Here is a 20,288-nt window from a genome sequence, read left to right on the forward strand (position 1 = left end):
TTGATTCATTGGCGACCCCGGCCAGGGCTGGCCGCCCTGGCGTTCGCGGATGCGCGAGCCAGTGGCTCGCAAACGCATCCGCTCACCCCGCCTACGCGGGAATGACGAACCGGCAAAGCCGTGCCCGCCAATGGCAGGCACGGGCCGATGCGTCACTTGAACTCAGCCGCCCAATACGCCTCGATCTGCTTCACCAGCTCCGGCGGCAGCGGCACGTAGTCCAGCGCCTGCGCTTGCGCCTGGCCGTTCTCGAACGCCCACTTGAAGAAGCCGCGGGTGTCGGCGCTGCGCTTGGCGTCCTTGGGCTGCTTGTACATCAGGATGAAATTGGTCGCGGTGATCGGCCAGGACTTCTCGCCCGACGCGTTGGTGATCACCAGGTTGAAGTCCTTCGCGCTCGCCCAGTCGGCGGTCGAGGCCGCGGCCTGGAAGGCTTCGGCGCTGGGCTGCACGAACTGGCCGGCCGCGTTCTGCAGCTGGGTGTGGGCCATCTTGTTCTGCAGCGCGTAGGCCAGTTCGACGTAGCCGATCGAGCCCTTGATCTGCTTCACGTACGAGGCCACGCCTTCGTTGCCCTTGCCGCCGACGCCGCCGGGCCACTGCACCGAGGTGCCTTCGCCGACCTTGGTCTTCCAGTCCGGGCTGACCTTGGACAGGTAGTTGGAGAAGTTGAAGGTGGTGCCCGAACCGTCGGAGCGGTGCACGATGTTGATCTTGAGATCCGGCAGGGTGGTGCCCGGGTTCGCCGCGGCGATCTTGGGGTCGTTCCACTTCGACACGGTGCCCAGGAAGATGTCGGCCAGCAGCGGGCCGGTCAGGCGCAGCTTGCCGGCGTCGATGCCGTCGACGTTGACCACCGGCACCACGCCGCCGATCGCCGAGGGGAACTGGCCCAGGCCGGCGGCGGCGAGCTCGTCGCTCGGCAGCGGCTTGTCGGAGGAGCCGAAGTCGACCGTGCCGGCCTTGATCTGGGCGATGCCGCCGCCCGAACCGATCGACTGGTAGTTGACCTTGGCGCCGGTCGACTTGTTGTAGTCGTCGGACCACTTCGACAGCAGCGGGTAGATGAAGGTGGCGCCGGCGCCGGTGATCTGCACGGCGACCTGGTCGCCGGCGGGGGCGGCCGCGTCGGTCTTGGCTTCACCGGCGGCGGGGGCCGGGTTCTGCTTGCCGCCGCACGCGGCGGCGGCCAGCGTGATGGCGAGGGAGAGGACGGCGATACGGGCCGGCGACGATTTCATGCGGTGCTCCATGAAGGGGGCCGGCTGGGCGCCGGCTGGGCTGGCGCCATTTGATGATCTTTTTGTTACACGGCTATGACACGGATTCGTCACGAATCTGTAGTGAAAGGCCGGACGGGGTGCTGGAGGTCGCGGTTTTGCGGGGTTTCGGCGGCGCGGGCGGTAACAAACGCGCGATCAGCGGGTTCGGGGAGGGCCCTCATCCGGCCCTTCGGACCGCCTTCTTCCGCGAGCGTGAGAAGGATTCGGTCGGTCGACAGCTCCATCCAGGGCGAGTGCCGATCCTTCCAGTCACCGCGTCTCCTCCCACCGTCATCCCCGCGAAGGCGGGGATCCAGAGACTTCAGAGCCATGTCGCGGTGAAGCCCTGGATGCCCGCCTTCGGATGACGACCTCATGATCGCGAGGCGGACGAGGCCCCCAAAAAAAACGGGCCCGAAGGCCCGTTTCATCCGATCACTGCAATCAAAAACCGATCTCCCCCGATCTGAAGGATCCCCCCGGATCCGACGATCGGTCGGATCAGTAATTCATGCTCGTGGTCCAGTAGGTCTCGATCTGCTTGACCAGCGCGTCGGGCAGCGGCACGTAGTCCAGCGCCTTGGCCTGCGCGTCGCCGTTGGCGTACACCCAGCGGAAGAATTCCTTGGCGTTCTTGGCGCCTTCGGCGTTCTTGGGCTGCTTGTACATCAGGATGAAGTTGGTCGCGGTGATCGGCCAGGAGTTCTCGCCCGGCGCGTTGGTCATGACCAGGTAGAAGTCCTTGGCATCGGCCCACTGCGCGCTGGCAGCCGCCGCGGCGAAGGTTTCGTCCGTCGGCAGCACATACTTGCCGTCGGCGTTCTTCAAGCGCGAATACGCCATCTTGTTCTGCAGCGCGTACGACAGCTCGACATAGCCGATGCCGCCCTGGATCTGCTTGACGTAAGCGGCCACGCCTTCGTTGCCCTTGCCGCCGATGCCGATCGGCCACTTGACCGCGGTGCCTTCGCCGACCGAGCTCTTCCACTCGCCGCTGACCTTGGACAGGTAGTTGACGAAGTTGAAGGTGGTGCCCGAACCGTCGGAACGGTGGACGACGGTGATCTTCTTCGCCGGCAGCGGCACGCCGCCGTTGAGCGCGACGATCGCCGGATCGTTCCACATGGTGATCTTGCCGAGGAAGATGTTGGCGAGGGTTTCGCCGTCGAGCTTCATCGCGCCGGACGCCACGCCCGGGACGTTGAGCACCGGCACCACGCCGCCGATCACCGACGGGAACTGGGCCAGGCCGAACTTGGCCAGTTCATCGGGCTTGAGCGGCGCATCGGAGGAACCGAAGTCGACCGTCGCGGCCTTGATCTGGGCGATGCCGCCGCCGGAACCGATCGACTGATAGTTGACCTTCTTGTTGGTGGCCTTGGCGTAGTCGGCCGACCACTTGGACATCACCGGATAGACGAAGGAAGCGCCGGCGCCAGTCACGTCGGCGGCCTGCGCGTTGAACGCGAAGGCGGCAGCCAGTGCAAGCGCGGTCACGCGGAACGAACGGGTATTGAACACGATGAGGCTCCTGAAGAGAGACGGCTGGCACGAATCCGTTGTGGCGCATTGCATAACGGTTCGATGACAGTCGCGGGTCGGAAACATGACAAACGCGTGACTTGTCTCCCCCGATCCGATCCGCGCTCGTCGCGCGATCGGCGGCGGGCGGGCCGGGCGATGCGCGGCGGTCGGAAAAATAAGGGCGCGGCACCGGCCGCGCCCTTGAACGATCGGTGCCGATCGAGGGGGAGAGATGTACGGTCTGATGCGGTGTGACGGTGCGGCTTACCAGTAGAACTGGAAGCGGGCCGACAGGATGTTCGGGCTGTCGTCGACGACGCGGTTGAAGGTGCGGTTGTTGTAGACCGGGTTCTGCGAGTAGGTCGCGCTGGTGCGGCCGATGTAGCGCGAGCTGTCGACGATCGAGTAGTCGAGCATGAACTTGAAGTTCGAGCGCCAGTACCAGTTCACGCCGACGGTCCAGGCGTCCATCTCGCCGCCGAGCACGCCGTCGACGATCGGAGCGGCGGTCGGGGTCGCGCCCGGACGCAGCGAGCCGTCGTTGAGGTCGATCTTGTCGTAGCGCAGGGCGAGCTGCCACATGCCGCTGGCGGGTGCGTCGGGCAGCGGGGTGGTCGGCACGCCGGCCTTGTAGCCCCAGGTCTCGCCGGTGACGTTCCACACGCCGCTGACGTAGAAGCTGTCGCTGGTGTAGTCCTTGCCGGTCAGGGTGCGGGTCTGGTAACGGTCGAGCGTGCTGCGCATGTACTCGGCCTGCAGCTTGAACGGGCCATGCACGTACATCGCTTCGGCGCCGATGATGGCCTGGCGGTCGACGTTGGTCAGGGTGCCGCTGTCGACCAGTCGGCCGGCGGCGAGGTCGGCCTGCGGGCGGGTGCGGATGCGCGAGGTGTCGGACAGCACGCCGGTGCTGCCTTCCAGCTCCGCTTCCAGGTTCACGTACGACAGACCCAGGTGCAGGATGTTGCCCTTCTCGTTGATCGGGGCGAAGGTGCCGCGCAGGCCGTAGCCGGCGCCGTGCTTCTGGTTGCGGGTCAGCTCGTCGCCGAAGTAGCTGGCGGTGATGCCCCAGTCGTTGGTGCCGTAGCTGTAGGCGACGCCGACGCGGCGGGCGATGCCGAAGGTGTTGGTCACCATCGCCTTGGAGATGAAGTCGTTGTTCTTGGTCGAGGACAGCTCTTCCAGGCTGTTGGGCTGCTTGAACTGGCCGAACTGCAGGTAGTGGTTGGCGTCGCCGCCGAGCTTGTACTTGATGTTGACGTCGAGGAACTTGTCGGCCTTGGCGTCGTAGCCGGCGACCCATTCGAAGTTGCCCGGGCCCTTGCCCTTGAGCACCAGTTCGGCGCGGCGCAGTTCCTGGTCGGAATCCTTGCCGTCGGGCACGTCGCCGTTGAGGTTCAGCACGTCGCTGTTGAAGTCGTTGTAATCGCCCTGGAGCAGACCTTCGAAGGTGACTTCCGAGTCCCCGATGACGTCGAGTGCGATTTCAGCGTGCGCGGCGGGCGCTGCCAGAGCGGCGAACAACGCGACGGCAAGGGTGGTGCGGGACAGTTTCATGGTCTAGCCCTGAGGCGTGGAGTGATGGCGCGCAGGCTAGGGTGTGAAAGTTGCGTAAATGTGACAGAACTGACTTATTTCGCAGGCATGACCGCGCGATGACGCTCGCGCAACCGCGGCGTGTCGGTTCGAAACGCGTTGAAAATCAAGCCGCTACGGGCTCGGGATCGCCTGGCGTCTTGTCCGGGAAGCGACAAAGATCACGGATGACGCAATGCGGGCAATCGGGTTTTCGTGCCTTGCAAACGTAACGTCCGTGCAAAATCAGCCAGTGATGCGCGTCCTGCAGGTAGCGTTGCGGGACGACTTTGAGCAGGCCTTGTTCGACCGCGACCACGTCCTTGCCAGGCGCCAGGCCGGTGCGGTTGGACACCCGGAAGATGTGCGTGTCGACCGCGATGGTGGGCTCGCCGAAGGCGGTGTTGAGCACGACGTTGGCGGTCTTGCGGCCGACCCCGGGCAATGCTTCGAGCGCGGCGCGTTCGCGCGGCACCTCGCCGCCGTGCAGGTCGATGAGTTGCTGCGACAGCGCGACCACGTTCGCGGCCTTGGTGTTGAACAGGCCGATCGTGGCGATGTAGGGCTTGAGGCCGTCGACGCCGAGCGCGACGATCTGCCGCGGCGTATTGGCGATCGCAAACAACTTGCGCGTGGCCTTGTTGACGCCGACGTCGGTGGCCTGCGCCGACAGCGCGACGGCGACCAGCAGTTCGTACGGCGTGCTGTATTCGAGTTCGGTGGTCGGATGCGGGTTGAGCGATTGCAGGCGCGAGAACATGTCCTCGATCTGCGGCGGGCTCAGGCGCGCGCTGCGTTTTTCGCGTTTGGCTGGGGTCTTGGCCGCGGGTTTGTTCGCCGGTTTGCTTGCAGCGTTGCCGGACGAGGCGCCGCCGACAGCACGCGCCGGTTTTTTCGCGACGGATTTTTTGGCTGTGGATTTGTTTGCGGCGGATTCAACCGTCGCCGACGTCGGTGCGGTAGCCGTCGTCGCCGCGGATTTTTTCGCCGCGGCTTTCTTGCCGGCCGTGCGTGCGGCGGACGAGGTTGGCTTGGCTGGCGACTTGGCTGGCAAAGGCTTGGGCATGCGGGTTCGTAGGCTCAGGTCGGTCCGCGTTGCGCGGCTTTGGCCTTGGCGCGCGCGAGCGCAGCCGCGGCCGCGGAGGGCAGGGCGGGACGCGGCGGCGTCGCGTCGTTGGCCACACTAATAAGGTCGTCGGCCGCTGCGATGCCGACGGATGCGACGGCCGCCGGCGCGGCCGCGCGTTGTGCGGCGCGTTCGTCGGCGCGCCGTTGCAGGCGTGCATCGCGTGCGCGGTAGCGTTCGCGCGCGGCCAATGCGCGCAGCCGTTGCTCGCGCGCCTCGCGCATGGCCTGCCTGCATTGCGGTGCGCAATGCGCGCAGACCGGCGCGTGCTCGCCCTGCAACAGGCCGAGCGTGATCGCGCGATCCAGATCGTCCGCCGCCAGCGCGATCGCGATCGCGTGAGCCGCCGCGCCGCTCAAGTCAGCGCAGCCGCAGGCACAGATCGCAGGGGCGACGGTCACGGCGGGACTCAGGTGCCGTTGAAGGCCGGCTTGCGGCGTTCCAGGAACGCGGTCGTGCCTTCGCGCATGTCGTCGGTCGAGAACATCAGGCCGAACTGCGCGGTTTCGTATTCGAGGCCTTCCTCGATGCCGCATTCGCCGCCGACCGCGACGCAGTCGAGCACGCCGCGCAACGCCAGCGGCGCCGAAGCGGCGAGCTGCTCGGCCAACTTATACGTCTCGGTTTCCAGATCGGCCGCGGGCACGACGCGATTGACGATGCCCAGTTCCTTGGCGCGTGCGGCGTCGATCGGCGCACCGACCAGGCACAGCTCCAGGGTCGCCGCGCGCCCGGCCAGGCGCAGCAGGCGCTGGGTGCCGCCGAAGCCGGGAATCAGCCCGAGGTTGATCTCCGGCTGGCCGATCTTGGCGCTGTCCGCGGCGATGCGCAGGTGGCAACCCATCGCCAGCTCCAGCCCGCCGCCGAGGGCGAAACCGTTGATCATGCCGATCACCGGCTTGGGCATTTTCTCGATCCGGCGCATGAGCTTCTGCCCGCGCAGGGAGAAATCGCGGCCCTGGACCGGGCTGAGGGTGTTCATTTCCGAGATGTCGGCGCCGGCCACGAAGGCCTTCGGGCCGGCCCCGGTGAGGATCACCGCGCGCACCGACGGGTCGTTCGCGGCGGCGTCGAACGCCGCCAGCAGGGCGTCCAGGGTCGCGGCATTTAGCGCGTTCAGCTTGTCCGGACGGTTGACGGTGATCTGGCGCACGGCGCCGCGATCGGCGACGAGAAGGGGCGATTCGGTCATGTGATGGCCGTAGGATGTCTGGGAAAGGGGATGTGATCGCCGTGGAACTCCAGGCCTGGGGCGCGGTCAGATCCGGGGGCGTCAGTGGCGGTTAAGCGCTGCCGCCGGTATCCTAACCCGTCCTGTTGCGGCCTTACGACCGAACAGGGCTTTACTTATCGGGGCTTTGGAAACGGCCCCCAGCTGATCGGAACGGCCCCGCGCCTTCCGTGCCACCACCGGAGATTCCACCGAATGAAGTTGCGTTTGATTGCTGCCGCCGTCGCAGCCCTGGCACTGACCGCCGGCAACGCCGTCGCGCAGGACACTTCGTCCGAGAAGGGCAAGCTGAGCTACGCGCTCGGTTACGACCTCGGCCGCAATGCCGTGGAAAGCGGCGAACAAGTCGATGTGAACACGATCGTCAAGGGTCTGCAGGACGGCTATGCGAAGAAGCAGCCGTCGGTGCCGGTCGATCAGCTGCGCACCGCGGTGCAGAACATGCAGAAGCGCCAGCAGGACAAGGCCAAGGCCGAGTGGGACAAGGCCGCTGCGGAGAACAAGACCAAGAGCGACACCTTCATCAACGCCAACAAGGCCAAGGCCGGCGTGAAGGTGCTGCCGAGCGGCGTGCAGTACCGCGTGATCGACGCGGGCGCCGGCGCCAAGCCGACCCAGGCCAGCACCGTCGCGCTTGAAGTCGCGGGCCCGTTCCCGTTCGGCGAGCGTCCGGCGCAGGCGCGTCCGGCCAATGCGATCCCGTCGATCAAGGTCAGCGAGATCGAAATGGCGGCGATGCGCGAAGTGCTGCTGCAGATGCCGACCGGCGCGAAGTGGGAAGTGACCCTGCCGTCGGCGCAGGCCTACGGCGCCGACCCGCGTACCCCGTATCCGCCGAACGTGGCGGTGCAGTTCGAAATCAAGCTGGTCAGCGTCAAGTAAGACCGGCGCGAACGAAAGTGTGATGCGCTTGCGCCGGCTTGTCCGGCGCAAGTCGTTTCTGGGGTCTGGCGGTGTGCGGGCGATGATCCGCTCGCGCATCGCACCGATATTCCGATCTGCTTGCCGGCGTGCCGGTAAGGCTTTACCCCGCCGCGTCGCCAGGCAAAATGGCGGCATGGCCTCGGTGGACGATATGACGACTTTTCGCGCGGTGCTGAGCCCGTGCATCGGCATTTGCCAACTCGGCGACGACGGCCTGTGCGAGGGCTGCCTGCGCACCACCGCGGAAATCGCGCGCTGGTCGCAGATGAACGACGACGAGCGACTGCGCCTGATGGAGGATGTGTTGCCGCTGCGCGAGTCGAGGGTTCGATGAGCGACGCCGCATCCGGTGCCGGTTTCGGCGGGGCCGTGTTCGACAAGAATTTCCTCGACGGCGATTCGCGCGCGCGCACCCGCCTGATCGCCGCGCTGCATCCGCTCGATGCCGCGCCCGAAAGCGACGGCTGGAACCTCGACGATCTGACCGACCTGCTGCCGGCCGACGCGCTGCGTGCGCAGGCTGCGGTGCTGGTCGGCCTGGTGCCGCGCCGCGACGGCGTGCAGGTGCTGCTGACCCGCCGCACCGACGGCTTGCGCCAGCACGGCGGCCAGGTGAGCTTTCCCGGCGGCCGCATCGAGCCCGACGACGAAGACGCGGTCGCCGCGGCCCTGCGCGAGACCGAGGAAGAAATCGGCGTGCCGCCGGCGTTGATCGCGCCGCTGGGCTTTCTCGATCCGCTGGTGACCATCACCGGGTTCCGGGTGTTGCCGCTGGTCGCGGTGATCGATGCGGGCTATGTCGCGCGGCCCGATCCCAACGAAGTCGCGCAAGTGTTCGAAGTGCCGCTCGATTTCCTGCTCGATCCGGCCAACCTGACCACCCGTACCCTTGATTACAAGGGCCGCGCACGGCATGTATTGGAGTACCGCTATCCGACCCAGCGCATCTGGGGCGCGACGGCGTCGATGCTGTTGAATCTGCGACAACGACTGGAGGCGACGCGATGAGCGACTGGACCACGCTGGTATCGGCCGAGGAACTGGCCGCTGCGCTGGGTAGCGACGATCTGATCGTCGTCGACACGCGCACCTCGCTGACCGATCGCGCCGCGAGCGAGCAGGCCTATCGCCAGGCGCATATCCCCGGCGCGCGTTACGCCGACCTGGATCGCGACCTGTCCGATCACCGCAAGACCACCGGCGGCCGCCATCCGTGGCCGGACGCGGCCGATTTCACCGCGACCCTCGGCCGCTGGGGCATCACCCCGCAGCATCAGGTCGTCGTCTACGACAGCGCCGACGGCGCCTTGGCCGCGTCGCGGCTGTGGTTCCTGCTGCGCGTGCTCGGTCATCGCCGCGTCGCCGTGCTCGACGGCGGCTGGCAGCGCTGGAGCGCGCTGGGCCTGCCGAGCGATGCCGAGATTCCCGCGCCGCAAGCCACCCAGTACGAGGCCAGTTTCGATGCGCGCCGTCTGCTCGACGCGCAGGACGTGCGCGGCCTGCTCGATTCGGGCGGGCTGTTGATCGATGCGCGCGCGGGCGAACGGTTTCGCGGCGAGGTCGAGCCGCTTGATCGCGTCGCCGGCCACGTGCCCGGCGCGCGCAACCGCGCCTATGCGCTCAATCTCGCCGACGGCCGCTTCAAGTCGCCGCAGATGCTGGCGGCCGAGTTCGCGCCCTTGTTCGATGGCCGCGAACCTTCGCAGGTCGCGGCGATGTGCGGGTCGGGCGTGACCGCCTGCCATCATCTGCTGGCGATGTCGCATGCCGGGTTCGACGGGGCGGCGTTGTACGCCGGGTCGTGGAGCGGTTGGATCGAGGACCCGCAGCGGCCGGTTGCCACCGGCGACAGCTGAGCAGGGATCGGTACCGCTGCGATCCGATCGAAAGTGATCTGCCAGTTCCATTGTTGCGACGAACGCTACCTGTAGGAGCGGCGCGAGCCGCGACCGTCATGCGGCCGATCGCGCCGTCACTGGCCGAAAGTGATCGCCGCGATTGCGCGATAGCGGTTTACATCGTCGGTGCAGATTCGCGGTCGCGGCTTGCGCCGCTCCTACAGTCTGGAACGGGTCGCGCGCCGGATTCGAGTTGCCAGCAGACCGTTTCGATACGCATGTGTGTAGGTGCTGCGTCGGTATCGGCTCGTTACCAAAGCAGATCCATGCAGGATGTCGCTCGCGCACCGCGAAATCCGCGCTGGCCAGCGCTCATGCAATTTGCGCAATTTGCGCAATGTGCCAATTCCGTATCGTTACTGAAGTGACGCGCATCGCGTAATGGCGGCGTCACAGGCCGCACCCATCCTTGCGCGAAATTCGCACAGGGGGAGTGCGCACCATGTTGCGTGCCGTGGTTTTGCCATTTGTGTTGTTGCTTGCCTCGCTGTCGTCCATGTTCGCCGCGCCCGCGATGGCCCAGGACGCCGAGCGCGTGCGCATCCACGGTTCCAACACGCTCGCTCACGCGCTGGTGCCCGGCGTGGCCGAGGCCTGGCTGCGCGATATCGGCTACACCGGCATCCGCACCTCGCGTCCGCGCGCGGGGCTGACCGAAATCCACGCCAGTCGCGACGGCCTGCCGTTGGTGGTGGAGATCGACGCCAGCGATTCGGCGCGCGGGTTCACCGATCTGGTCGACGGCGAAGCGCAGATCGCGATGATGACGCGGCGGCCGAACGCGGCCGAACTCGATGCCGGCTGGCAACTCGGCGACCTGGGTTCGCAGGATCAGGAGTTCGTGGTCGCGCTCGACGGGGTCGCGGTGGTGGTCAATCGCCGCAACCCGGTGCTGCGCCTGGATCTGGAACAACTGCGCAAGCTGTTTTCCGGGCAGTCGCGCGACTGGAGCGAACTCGGCGGCGCGGCCGGCGAAGTGCGCGTGCATCTGGACCCGAACGCCGGCGCGGTGCGCGACCTGATGAATGAGCGGGTGATGCGCGGCGCCGCGTTCGCCGAAGCGCAGTTGCACGCCAGCGCGCGCGAACTCGTCGCCGCGGTCGCGGCCGATCCGCTCGCGATCGGGCTGATTCCGATCGGCGAACATTACGGCGACGGCACCCGCCCGCTGGCGATCGCCGACGGCGGCCGCGCGATCGTGCCGACCCGCACCGAGGTGCTCGGCGAGGACTATCCGTTGAGCCGGCGCCTGTATCTGTACGGCGGGCAGATGATGGGCGCGTTGAGCCGCAGCTTCGCGCTGTATGCGATGACGCGCGCCGGCCAGCGCGCGGTCGCGCGCAGCGGTCACGTCGCGGTGACCTTGGTGCCGGGCCGCGCGCGTGCGACGACGGCCGGGCCGATCGAGTACCGGCAACTGGTCGAAGGCGCGGTGCGCCTGCCGCTGAGCCTGCGTTTCAACTTCAACGGCGCCGGCGAAGCCGGCGTCGCCGCGAGCGTCTACGACAGCCGCGCGGTGCGCGATCTCGATCGCCTGCGTGCGTTCATGCAGTTGCCGCCGAATCGCGGCCGGCGTTTGCTGGTGATCGGTTTCGCCGACGCCAGCGCGGGTTCGAGCATGGCCGCGATGATGATGAGCAACGACCGCGCCGACCTGGTCGCGCAGGAACTGATGTCGCGCGGGCTGAAAGTGCAGCAGGCGCGCGGCATGGGCACGGCGCTGCCGGTGACCGCGAGTCGCAACGCGGGGGCGCGTTATCGCAATGAGCGGGTCGAGGTGTGGTTGTTGTGATGCGGGGCGGGCCGACGTGTCGGGTTCGCGGTGCCTGAAACTACGCGGTCGCGGCTCGCGCCGCTCCTACATGAGGTCCCTGTAGGAGCGGCGCAAGCCGCGACCGCGAATCTACAACGACGACGCAAGTCTAGAATCCAAACGTCGGCGCCGGTCGCTTACTTTCCGAGCTTCGCCACCAACGCCTTCAACGCGCCCTGCGTATCGGGCGAATACCACGCGTCGACGAAACGATCGAGTTCGATGTGTTCCGGACGCAGCGCTTCGACCAGATCGGCGCGCGCCAGCAAACGTGTCTGCAGCATCGCGCTGCGCGGCAGGGTCAGCAGCTGCGCCAGCCATTCGCGTGCGTGTTCGCTGACCGCGTCGATCTCGGCCAACTCGTCGACCAGGCCGATGCGCAGCGCGGTGTCGGCATCGACCAGTTCGCCGGCGATCAGCAACCGCTCGGCGCGGTAATGGCCGATCACGCGTCGCATCAGGCGCTGGATGCCTTCGGGCGCGACCAGGCCGACCTGGGTTTCGTTGAGGCCGATGCGGTAGTTGCCCGAGGCCATGACCCGGTAATCGCAGCACAGCGCCAGCACGCAACCGCCGGCGGGCGAGTGTCCGCCGATCGCCGCGACCACCGGCACCGGCGAGGACGCCAACGCGCGCGCCAGGCCGAAGAACGACTGCCACGCCAGCAGCAAGTGATCGCGCTGCTCGCCGAGCGAGAGCAGGTAGGGCACATCGAGGCCGGCCGAGAAGATCTTGGGGCCGCCGCTGAGCACGATGCCATGCGCGCCATGGTGGATCGCGCTTTCCAGCGCCTCGCGCGCGGCGTTGCACAGCTTGGGATCGAGCGCGTTGACCGGCGCGCGCGCCAGCTTGATTTCGACGATGTCGCCGTGGTGGATGGTTTCTACGCAATTCATGGTTTGACGTCCTGGGGCCAGCGATAACGCACGGTGTAGGTCAGCTTGGTTTCGCCGTCGGCCGGCACCGCCACGTCGAACTCGGCATGGCGCGCGTCCTTCTTCTTCGACGGCTGGCTGGACGACACGATCTCCCAATCGGCCCAGCGCGGCAAGGGCTCGGTGACCCGAACCGTGGCCGGGTTCTTCTTCGCGTTCTTGAGGGTGATCGCGAACGATTCGGTGATGGTGCGTCCGGTACGGTCCAGCTTGAATGCGGTCGCCTCGCGCTTGCCGCTCAGGTCGAACACTTTGCCCAGTTCGAGCTTGATCTGCGCATTGGCCGGGGTGTGGCCGAGCGCGGATTCGCCGAGGAAATCGCTGCCGTCGAATACCCGCACGCGCCCGGCCGGCAGCGGCAGGCCCAGGCCGGAAGCCTTGTCGTTGCTGAACTCGACCTTGGACATCACCGGCAGGTCGCCGACCTGGCCGTGGTAATCGCGCTCGATCAGCGGCGTCGGCGGCTGCCAGTCGTTGTCGGCGCTTTCGAAGGAATAGATGCGTTCGCAGGCGACCGCGCCGTTGCGCGGGAACAGCGCGATGCGCTCGGTGCTGCCGTTGGCCAGGGTCACCGCTTGCGGCAGATCGTAGGCGTGGTACTCGCCGGCGGCGCGCTCGACCGGCATCGGCGGTGCGGCGGCCATCTGCACCTTTTCGGCCGACATGTCCGCTGCCATGTAGCCGAAATTGCCGGCCACCGTGTCTCGGCTGCGATTGGGCTCGCCCGCGACCAGGCTCAGGCGCGCATCGTTGAACGCGCCGCCGGAGCGATTGGCGACCAATGCCGCGCCGTCGAGCGCGAGCTTGCAGCCGCCGCCCGGCGCCAGCGTGGCGAGGTATTCCGCGCGCCAGGCCATGCCGCCCATCGGGTACGACAGCACGAATTCGGCGTCGCCGCTCTTGTCGGCGTTGACCGTCCATTGCAGCGAGGACTGGCGCGGCAGCAGGTTGTCGTTGTCGATCAGGCTGAAGCTGTCGTAGCTGCGGATCACCTTGATCCGGCCGTCGTCGAGGGCGAGGGTGAGGCCGTTGTTGGCCGAGATCAGCACGCCGCTGTCGGTCTGCTTGGCGCCGCCGGCGGTGTGTTCGACCGAGACCTTGCGGCCGATCGCGACCACGATGACGTTCTGCGCGCCCGCGACCGCGGAGATGTAACGCTGGCCGACCACGCTCACGCTGCCGTCTTGCGGTTGCAGCAGCGCGGCTTCCACGTCCATCGCCGGCGGCAGCGATTGTTCCGACACGTCGTTGCGGCCGCTGTTGAGCTTGAAGCGCAGCGGCCGTTCGACCAGCGCATAACCGGGCATGCCGACGCTGGCGCCCTGGGTGCCGGCCAGCGCTTCGTAGCCGCCGCTGTAGACGGTGAGTTTGGTGCTGGCGCCGGCGGCGGTGCCGGTCTTGTCGGACGGCGTGTCGGCAGCGGCGGATTTGGCGTTGTCGGTGCCTGACGGCGCGGCGGAGCAGGCGGCCAATGCGCAGGCCAGGGCGAGCAGGCTCAGTGACTGTTTCATCGTCAACTCCATGGAGGCTCGGGGGTATGATAAGGCGATGAACGTATCTGCCATCCGAATGGGGTTGACGCTCGCCGCCGCGCTGGGCGCGGCGTGCGCATTTCACGCATCGGCGAAGGATGTGCCCGCGCCGCCGGCCGCGACCGCGGCGAGTGCGTGCATCGCCAAGGGCCAGGTCAAGATCCGCGACGCGTGGGTGCGATTGCCGCCGATGCAGATGCCGATGATGGCTGGCTTCGGCCGGATCGAGAACCGCTGCGCGGCGCCGGTGGTGATCGTCGCGGCGAAGAGCGCGGCGTTCGCCGATGTGTCGCTGCACGAGACCCGCATCGTCGACGGCGTCAGCAAGATGCGCGCGTTGCCGGAGCTGCGCATCGCGCCCGACGGCGCGGCGGTGTTGAAGCCCGGCGGCATGCATCTGATGCTGATGCAGCAGCATGCGCCGCTCAAGGAGGGCAGCCGGGTGGCGATCGAATTCGAACTCAAGGGCGGCGGTTCGCTGCTGGGCGAGTTCGAGGTGCGCAAGGCTGCGCCTTGATTCCGGCGTTTCGCCCAAAGCAATCTTGAAGCAAGCCGCGTCGAATCTCGCGCTCGCCCCTGTAGGAGCGGCGCGAGCCGCGACCGCGAAACATCGCCTATGACGCAGGTTGCGATGCCCCGCGCGCGAATGTCGCTTGCGGTGTGAGCGTGGTTGCGCGGTCGCGGCTCGCGCCGCTCCTACAGGGGCGCACGTAGTTAAACCGCGTGTGATGCCCGCGCGTTGCGATCGGTTATTTGCGGACGGCGATGTACGCCGTCCGTGTGAGGCTCAGCCGGCCGAGCAGGCCGCGCGGACCGGTTCGGGCAGCGCCGCGGGCTGGCCGGTTTCGCGATGAATCCACACCAGCACCACGTTGCCGTCGCAGTACAGCGCGCTGGAATCGTTCGCGTCGACGATGCGGTGGCCGATGCTCAGGCTGGTGGTGCCGAGGCGTTCGACGAACAGTTCGACGTCGAGTTCGTTCGGCCATTCGATCGGGCGGCGGTAGTTCAGATGCGCGGCCGCGACGACCGGAGCGACGTGATCGTCCATGCCGTGGCCGGGCAGGGTCACCATCCAGCGCAGGCGCGCTTCCTCCAGATAGCTGAGGAACTTGGAATTGTTGACGTGGTTGAACGCGTCCAGATCGCGCCAGCGCACCGACAGCGGCACCCGGATCAAGGCGGGGTTCGGCGCCGGTTCGGGCGTGGCCGCCGGCGCTTGCGGCGCAGCGGCGTTGCCGCTGCCGGCCGGGCCATGGTCCTGTGTCGCGATGGCTGGTTGCTTTACTGCGTCGAGTTTTGCGGCCGCATGCTGCGCAGCCGATGGCTTGGAACCACGGCCTTTCGAACCAGTTCGCTTCGAATCGGCAGGCTTTGCGTCGGCATGCTTCGAATCGGCATGCGTGGCCGACGCATCATCGGCGCCAGTCGCGGCGCCGGCGGACTTGCGCGAACGCGAATTGCGTTGCTTGCGCGGCGCCGGCATGGCCTCGCCGGCAGTGGCTTCCACTGCCGGCGTTTTCTTCTTGTTGCGATCGGTCATGCGGCGGATTTCTTCTTTGCACGCGCGGCTGGCGCGGCGGTCTTGGCGGCGGGTTTCTTCTTCGCCGGCTCGGCGGGCGCCTTGGCTTTCTTCGGCGTGCCGAGCAGCGGGGCAAGGAAGTGGCCGGTGTGCGAATGCGGCAGTGCGGCGATCTCTTCCGGCGTGCCGGTGGCGAGGATGGTGCCGCCGCGATGGCCGCCCTCCGGACCCAGGTCGATGACCCAGTCGGCGGTCTTGATCACGTCGAGGTTGTGTTCGATCACCACCACGGTGTTGCCGTCGTCGCGCAGGCGGTGCAGCACGGCGAGCAAATGTTCGATGTCGTGGAAGTGCAGGCCGGTGGTCGGCTCGTCGAGGATGTACAAGGTGCGCCCGGTGTCGCGGCGCGAGAGCTCCTTCGACAGTTTGACGCGCTGCGCTTCGCCGCCCGACAAGGTGGTCGCGCTCTGGCCCAGCTTGATGTAGCTCAGGCCCACGTCCATCAGGGTTTCGAGTTTGCGCGCGATGGTCGGCACCACTTCGAACAGGTTCAACGCCGCCTCGACCGTCATCTCGAGCACGTCGTTGATGTTGTAACCCTTGTACAACACCTCCAGCGTCTCGCGGTTGTAGCGCTTGCCGTGGCAGACGTCGCAGGGCACGTACACGTCCGGCAGGAAGTGCATCTCGACCTTGATCAGGCCGTCGCCCTGGCAGGCTTCGCAACGCCCGCCGCGCACGTTGAAGCTGAAGCGGCCCGGCGAGTAGCCGCGCGCGCGCGCTTCGGGCACCTGCGCGAACAACTCGCGCAGCGGCGTGAACAGGCCGGTGTAGGTGGCCGGATTCGAACGCGGAGTGCGGCCGATCGGCGACTGGTCGATGTCGACGACCTTGTCGAACAGTTCGATGTTCTCCACCGACTTGTACGGCGCCGGCGTCTGCGAGGCGCCGTTCAATTCGTTGGCCGCGATCACGTACAAGGTGTCGTTGATCAGGGTCGACTTGCCCGAACCCGACACGCCGGTGACGCAGGTCAGCAGCCCGGCGGGAATGGCGAGATCGACATCCTTGAGGTTGTTGCCGGTCGCGCCGCGCAGATGCAGGGTGGTCTTCGGGTTCGGCTTGTGCCGGGTCTTCGGGATCTCGATCTTGCGCTTGCCGCTGAGGTACTGGCCGGTCAGCGAACGCGGCGCTTTCAGGATGTCGGCGAACTGGCCCTGGGCGACGATTTCGCCGCCATGCACGCCGGCGCCGGGGCCGATGTCGACGATGTAGTCGGCCAGGCGCATCGCGTCTTCGTCGTGTTCGACCACGATCACCGTGTTGCCCAGATCGCGCAGACGCGTGAGCGTGCCGAGCAGGCGTTCGTTGTCGCGCTGGTGCAGGCCGATCGACGGCTCATCGAGCACGTACATCACCCCGACCAGGCCGGCACCGATCTGGCTGGCCAGGCGGATGCGCTGCGCTTCGCCGCCCGACAGCGAGTCGGCCTTGCGTTCCAGGGTGAGGTAATCCAGGCCGACGTCGACCAGGAAGCGCAGGCGATCGACGATCTCCTTGACGATCTTGACCGCGATCTCGCCGCGCCAGCCCGGCATTTCCAGGGTCTTGAAGAAGTTCAGCGCTTCGTCGACCGGCAGCACCACCAGTTCCGGCAGCGGACGCTCGGCCACGAACACGTTGCGCGCGGCGCGGTTCAAACGCGCGCCGCCGCAGTCGGGGCAGGGACGCTGGCTGATGAACTTGGCCAGTTCTTCGCGCACCGCGGCCGATTCGGTCTCGCGGTAACGCCGTTCCAGGTTCGGCACGATGCCTTCGAAACGATGCTTGCGCTGGCTGCGGCCGCCGCTTTCGGTGATGTAGTTGAAACTGATCTGTTCGTCGCCGCTGCCGTACAGCACGGCCTTCTGCTGCGCCGCGGTCAGCGCCTGCCACGGCGTGTCGACGTTGAACTTGTAGTGCTTGGCCAGCGACTGGATCAACTGGAAGTAATACGCGTTGCGCCGATCCCAGCCGCGCACCGCGCCGGCCGACAGCGACAGCTCCGGATGCACGACCACGCGCGCGGGATCGAAGAACTCGGCCACGCCCAGGCCGTCGCAGGTCGGGCACGCGCCGACCGGCGAGTTGAACGAGAACAGGCGCGGTTCGAGTTCGGGCAGCGAGTAGTCGCAGACCGGGCAGCTGTACTTGGACGAGAACAGCAGCGGCGCGGTTTCGGCGTTGTCGAGCGACTGCACCTGGGCCATGCCGTCGCCGAGCTTGAGCGCGGTCTCGAACGATTCGGCCATGCGCTGCTTGATGTCTTCGCGCGGGCGGAAGCGGTCGACGACCGCCTCGATGGTGTGCTTGACCCGCAGCGCCAGCGGCGGCACCGCGTCGATCTCGTACAGCTCGCCGTCCACGCGCACGCGCACGAAGCCCTGCGCGCGCAGTTGCTCGAACACTTGCGCGTGCTCGCCCTTGCGTTCGCGGATCACCGGCGCGAGCAGCATGTAGCGCTGCTCGGGGTCGAGGGTCATCACCTGGTCGACCATCTGGCTGACGGTCTGCGCTTCCAGCGGGTAGTGATGGTCCGGACACCGCGGCGAACCCACCCGCGCGTACAGCAGGCGCAGGTAGTCGTAGACCTCGGTGATGGTGCCCACGGTCGAACGCGGGTTGTGCGAGGTGGATTTCTGCTCGATCGAAATCGCCGGCGACAGGCCTTCGATGTGATCGACCTCGGGCTTCTCCATCACCGACAGGAACTGGCGGGCGTAGGCCGAGAGCGATTCGACGTAGCGGCGCTGGCCTTCGGCGTAGATGGTGTCGAAGGCGAGCGAGGATTTGCCCGACCCGGACAGGCCGGTGATCACGATCAGCTTGTCGCGCGGCAGATCGAGATCGATGTTCTTGAGGTTGTGCGTCCGCGCGCCGCGGATGCGGATGTAGTCCAGCGCCATCGGGTGCCTGCAAGGGGGAGGTAGAGCCGCCTTCGCGAAACGCGACGGCGAACAGGGGAGCGTATCGAGTGGGGAAGGTGGGGGCAAATCCCGGAAACGAAAGCGCCCGGGGCGGGCATGAGGGATGTCATCCCAGGCCCGTGGGGCTTGGGGTTCAGGCGGTCGCGGGGAGCGCGGCCGAAGCGGGGCCCGATGCGGTGGCCCGCTTCGGCAAAGCCGAGTGCGCGAAGCGACGGGGCGGTGCCGCGTCGGGTGGAGTAGCGGTCGGGCCGGTTTCGGCGACGGTCGCGCGGGACAGGCGCCGGGCGCCGCGATGGCGGCCGATGCAACGGTGGGAAGGGCTATATCTTGTGGAAGGGGCTTCAGCCTCGACGCTTTTCGTTCAGATCACCGCGCCGGATCGAAAAGCGTCGGGGCTGAAGCCCCTCCCACGAGAGCGGCCGCTCCCACGAGAACAGCCGCTTCAGCAAGAGGCCGATGTCGTTCAGGTCCGGGCGCGTCGCCGCGCCCGGGAGGTCACTTGACCGCGTTGAACTGCAGCGGCGTGGTCGCCGCACCGGTCGCGGCCTTGGTGTCGAGCGCGCCTGGATTGACCCCGGCGACGATCAGCTGGACCTTGACCGCCTCGGCGCGCTGGCGCGACAGGGTTTCGTTGTCGCTGGGCTGGCCCGCGCCGCCGCCGGGACCGACGATCTCGTAGCGCGCGTCGGCCGGCCCGGCCTGGATCGCCTTGGCCGCGCGGCTGAGGATGTCCAGGCTGGCCGGGGCGATGCGGGCGCCGCCGTCGTCGAAGCGCAGATTGATCTGATTGAGCGCCTTGACGATCTCGGCGGGACCGGCCTTGCCCGGTTGCAGCGCCGCCAGCGCCTGCGCGGCAGCGTCGGACGAGGCCGCCGCGCCGCCGACGCCTTCGAACAGGCCGCCGTATTGGTAACCCGGGAACAGGGTCTTGGCCTTTTCCAGCAGGACCGCGCGGTCGGCGTCGGAGGCCTGGCCGCTGAGTTCGATCTTCTCGCCTTCGAAACTCACCGCCGCGCCGGACATGCTCAGCGCCGCGGCGAACTGCGGCAGCTTGTCCAGCCACGGCGCCGGCTTGGCGGCCTTGTCGACGTTGAGATTGCCGCTGATCTGGCCGCTGTAGGCCTGGGCCAGGGCGATGCTCAGCGCCTTGCGGTTGGCCTCGGTGTCGAGGGTGCCGTCGTAGCGGATCGCGCCGTTGTTGTTGACCAGGCTGAGCTTGGCGTCGAAACGCACGACCGGCGCGGGCGCGGCGGCGGCGGGCGTGGTGGACGCGGCATCGGGGGAGGCGGCGTCGCGGTTGCAGGCGCTCAGGCCGCCGCCCAGCGCCACGGCGAGGGCGAGCGACAGCAGGCCGGCGCGATGGCGGCCGAAGGCGAGGGCGGGCGGGTTGGCGCGCGAGGCGGGCGGGATGGTGCGCATGGATTCTCCGCTGGGTGGGAATCGGGATCGTGAGGGTGCGGCGCGGGTCAAGATTGGGCAAAGCGTGTCGGGGCCGGGCGATGTATTGCGGGGCATGGCGATGCGTCGGCGGTTAATGGAGTGCGGTTGTGCGGTGGAGTTCCCGGTTGCTGCGATTGCGGTGATGGCGATGATTGCCGATCGATCGCTCATGTCTTGGACATGCGCCGAACAGATCGCAGATCGTGATCTCGCTAGGACGTCATTCCCGCGAAGGCGGGCTCTGCTGTACTTCGGCGTAGCCGAACATCCAGAGCCTTTAGCGTCATTCCTCCAGGATGTCATTCCCGCGAAGGCGGGAATCCAGAGCCTTCAGCGTTATTCCTCCAGAACGTCATTCCCGCGAACGCGGGAATTCAGTGACTTTGAGCGTCGCTGCAAGAAAGCTGAAAAACTCAACATGTTGCTGTAACGACTTCGTCAGACAGGAGTCGCGATTGAACCTTGCGCTAACGTCACTGGATTCCCGCCTTCGCGGGAATGACGAGAAAAAAGCGCGAAGCGAAAATCATAAGTCGCAGT

At 67.2% G+C, this 20,288-nt stretch carries 16 protein-coding genes and 1 pseudogene; 6 read left to right on the forward strand and 11 right to left on the reverse strand.

Features of this window, described 5'->3' with window-relative positions:
* Positions 1-152: 152 nt before the first annotated feature.
* From pstS (KME82_RS08750) to KME82_RS08775, 6 genes are all read right to left on the reverse strand, one after another.
* Complete coding sequence (pstS, locus tag KME82_RS08750; protein ID WP_215498165.1) at positions 153-1,241, reverse strand: phosphate ABC transporter substrate-binding protein PstS; 1,089 nt, start codon at positions 1,239-1,241, stop codon at positions 153-155.
* Between the two features lie 522 nt (positions 1,242-1,763).
* Positions 1,764-2,783 carry a phosphate ABC transporter substrate-binding protein PstS gene (gene pstS / locus KME82_RS08755; protein ID WP_430538807.1) on the reverse strand — a complete coding sequence of 340 codons (1,020 nt, stop codon included), beginning with the start codon at positions 2,781-2,783 and terminating at the stop codon, positions 1,764-1,766.
* A 267-nt stretch (positions 2,784-3,050) separates the two neighbouring features.
* Complete coding sequence (locus KME82_RS08760; RefSeq protein WP_215498167.1) at positions 3,051-4,343, reverse strand: OprO/OprP family phosphate-selective porin; 1,293 nt, start codon at positions 4,341-4,343, stop codon at positions 3,051-3,053.
* Between the two features lie 145 nt (positions 4,344-4,488).
* Positions 4,489-5,121: an endonuclease III gene (nth, locus tag KME82_RS08765; protein WP_215498168.1), complete on the reverse strand. Its 633-nt coding sequence runs from the start codon at positions 5,119-5,121 to the stop codon at positions 4,489-4,491.
* 320 nt (positions 5,122-5,441) lie between these two features.
* Positions 5,442-5,846, reverse strand: coding sequence for a hypothetical protein (locus KME82_RS08770; RefSeq protein ID WP_215499018.1), 405 nt, complete (start codon positions 5,844-5,846; stop codon positions 5,442-5,444).
* A 50-nt stretch (positions 5,847-5,896) separates the two neighbouring features.
* Complete coding sequence (locus KME82_RS08775) at positions 5,897-6,679, reverse strand: enoyl-CoA hydratase/isomerase family protein (protein WP_215498169.1); 783 nt, start codon at positions 6,677-6,679, stop codon at positions 5,897-5,899.
* A gap of 234 nt (positions 6,680-6,913) precedes the next feature.
* Between KME82_RS08775 and KME82_RS08780 the strand changes: the two genes are divergently transcribed.
* The 4 genes and pseudogenes from KME82_RS08780 (at position 6,914) to KME82_RS08795 (ending at position 11,332) form a co-directional block, all read left to right on the forward strand.
* On the forward strand, positions 6,914-7,600 hold the full coding sequence (locus KME82_RS08780; RefSeq protein WP_215498170.1) for an FKBP-type peptidyl-prolyl cis-trans isomerase N-terminal domain-containing protein: 687 nt from the start codon (positions 6,914-6,916) through the stop codon (positions 7,598-7,600).
* A gap of 193 nt (positions 7,601-7,793) precedes the next feature.
* Positions 7,794-8,650 (forward strand): annotated as a pseudogene (locus KME82_RS08785) (NUDIX hydrolase).
* Entirely contained in the window at positions 8,647-9,498 is an 852-nt protein-coding gene (locus tag KME82_RS08790; protein WP_215498171.1) for a sulfurtransferase, read from the forward strand. The pseudogene KME82_RS08785 and the gene KME82_RS08790 overlap by 4 nt, the downstream one beginning before the upstream one ends.
* Positions 9,499-10,036: 538 nt before the next feature.
* Positions 10,037-11,332 (forward strand): substrate-binding domain-containing protein, encoded by a 1,296-nt coding sequence (locus tag KME82_RS08795; RefSeq protein WP_215498172.1) that lies wholly within the window; start codon positions 10,037-10,039, stop codon positions 11,330-11,332.
* A gap of 158 nt (positions 11,333-11,490) precedes the next feature.
* Here the strand turns inward: KME82_RS08795 and KME82_RS08800 are convergent, their stop codons facing one another.
* Both KME82_RS08800 and KME82_RS08805 read right to left on the reverse strand, forming a co-directional pair.
* Complete coding sequence (locus tag KME82_RS08800) at positions 11,491-12,249, reverse strand: enoyl-CoA hydratase/isomerase family protein (protein ID WP_215498173.1); 759 nt, start codon at positions 12,247-12,249, stop codon at positions 11,491-11,493.
* Positions 12,246-13,799, reverse strand: coding sequence for a DUF4139 domain-containing protein (locus tag KME82_RS08805; RefSeq protein ID WP_215498174.1), 1,554 nt, complete (start codon positions 13,797-13,799; stop codon positions 12,246-12,248). The genes KME82_RS08800 and KME82_RS08805 overlap by 4 nt, the downstream gene beginning before the upstream one ends.
* A gap of 37 nt (positions 13,800-13,836) precedes the next feature.
* On the opposite strand from KME82_RS08805, the gene KME82_RS08810 reads away from it, so the two are divergent.
* Positions 13,837-14,337 carry a copper chaperone PCu(A)C gene (locus KME82_RS08810; RefSeq protein ID WP_252255669.1) on the forward strand — a complete coding sequence of 167 codons (501 nt, stop codon included), beginning with the start codon at positions 13,837-13,839 and terminating at the stop codon, positions 14,335-14,337.
* 270 nt (positions 14,338-14,607) lie between these two features.
* On the opposite strand, the gene KME82_RS26555 is transcribed toward KME82_RS08810, so the two are convergent.
* From KME82_RS26555 to KME82_RS08825, 3 genes are all read right to left on the reverse strand, one after another.
* Positions 14,608-15,000: an acyl-CoA thioesterase gene (locus tag KME82_RS26555; protein WP_252255781.1), complete on the reverse strand. Its 393-nt coding sequence runs from the start codon at positions 14,998-15,000 to the stop codon at positions 14,608-14,610.
* A 359-nt stretch (positions 15,001-15,359) separates the two neighbouring features.
* The gene (gene uvrA / locus KME82_RS08820; RefSeq protein ID WP_215498175.1) at positions 15,360-18,287 is read right to left on the reverse strand and encodes an excinuclease ABC subunit UvrA; all 2,928 of its coding nucleotides are present in this window, start codon (positions 18,285-18,287) and stop codon (positions 15,360-15,362) included.
* A 516-nt stretch (positions 18,288-18,803) separates the two neighbouring features.
* Positions 18,804-19,727 carry an OmpA family protein gene (locus tag KME82_RS08825; protein ID WP_215498176.1) on the reverse strand — a complete coding sequence of 308 codons (924 nt, stop codon included), beginning with the start codon at positions 19,725-19,727 and terminating at the stop codon, positions 18,804-18,806.
* On the opposite strand from KME82_RS08825, the gene KME82_RS08830 reads away from it, so the two are divergent.
* Complete coding sequence (locus KME82_RS08830) at positions 19,726-20,178, forward strand: hypothetical protein (protein ID WP_215498177.1); 453 nt, start codon at positions 19,726-19,728, stop codon at positions 20,176-20,178. The two genes, KME82_RS08825 and KME82_RS08830, sit on opposite strands and share 2 nt — an antisense overlap.
* The last annotated feature ends 110 nt before the right edge of the window (positions 20,179-20,288 follow it).

The sequence above is a fragment of the Lysobacter capsici genome (genome assembly GCF_018732085.1).
GTDB classification, from domain to species: Bacteria; Pseudomonadota; Gammaproteobacteria; order Xanthomonadales; family Xanthomonadaceae; genus Lysobacter; species Lysobacter capsici_A.

Bases quoted from the DNA above. Each gene is read 5' to 3' on its own strand.
- KME82_RS08780 (WP_215498170.1), top strand. From the start codon at position 6,914: ATGAAGTTGCGTTTGATTGCTGCCGCCGTCGCAGCCCTGGCACTGACC.
- KME82_RS08800 (WP_215498173.1), bottom strand. From the start codon at position 12,249: ATGAATTGCGTAGAAACCATCCACCACGGCGACATCGTCGAAATCAAG.
- KME82_RS08795 (WP_215498172.1), top strand. From the start codon at position 10,037: ATGTTCGCCGCGCCCGCGATGGCCCAGGACGCCGAGCGCGTGCGCATC.
- KME82_RS08810 (WP_252255669.1), top strand. From the start codon at position 13,837: ATGAACGTATCTGCCATCCGAATGGGGTTGACGCTCGCCGCCGCGCTG.
- pstS (WP_215498165.1), bottom strand. From the start codon at position 1,241: ATGAAATCGTCGCCGGCCCGTATCGCCGTCCTCTCCCTCGCCATCACG.
- KME82_RS08805 (WP_215498174.1), bottom strand. From the start codon at position 13,799: ATGAAACAGTCACTGAGCCTGCTCGCCCTGGCCTGCGCATTGGCCGCC.
- KME82_RS08775 (WP_215498169.1), bottom strand. From the start codon at position 6,679: ATGACCGAATCGCCCCTTCTCGTCGCCGATCGCGGCGCCGTGCGCCAG.
- KME82_RS08830 (WP_215498177.1), top strand. From the start codon at position 19,726: ATGGATTCTCCGCTGGGTGGGAATCGGGATCGTGAGGGTGCGGCGCGG.
- KME82_RS08790 (WP_215498171.1), top strand. From the start codon at position 8,647: ATGAGCGACTGGACCACGCTGGTATCGGCCGAGGAACTGGCCGCTGCG.
- KME82_RS08760 (WP_215498167.1), bottom strand. From the start codon at position 4,343: ATGAAACTGTCCCGCACCACCCTTGCCGTCGCGTTGTTCGCCGCTCTG.
- uvrA (WP_215498175.1), bottom strand. From the start codon at position 18,287: ATGGCGCTGGACTACATCCGCATCCGCGGCGCGCGGACGCACAACCTC.
- KME82_RS08825 (WP_215498176.1), bottom strand. From the start codon at position 19,727: ATGCGCACCATCCCGCCCGCCTCGCGCGCCAACCCGCCCGCCCTCGCC.
- nth (WP_215498168.1), bottom strand. From the start codon at position 5,121: ATGTTCTCGCGCCTGCAATCGCTCAACCCGCATCCGACCACCGAACTC.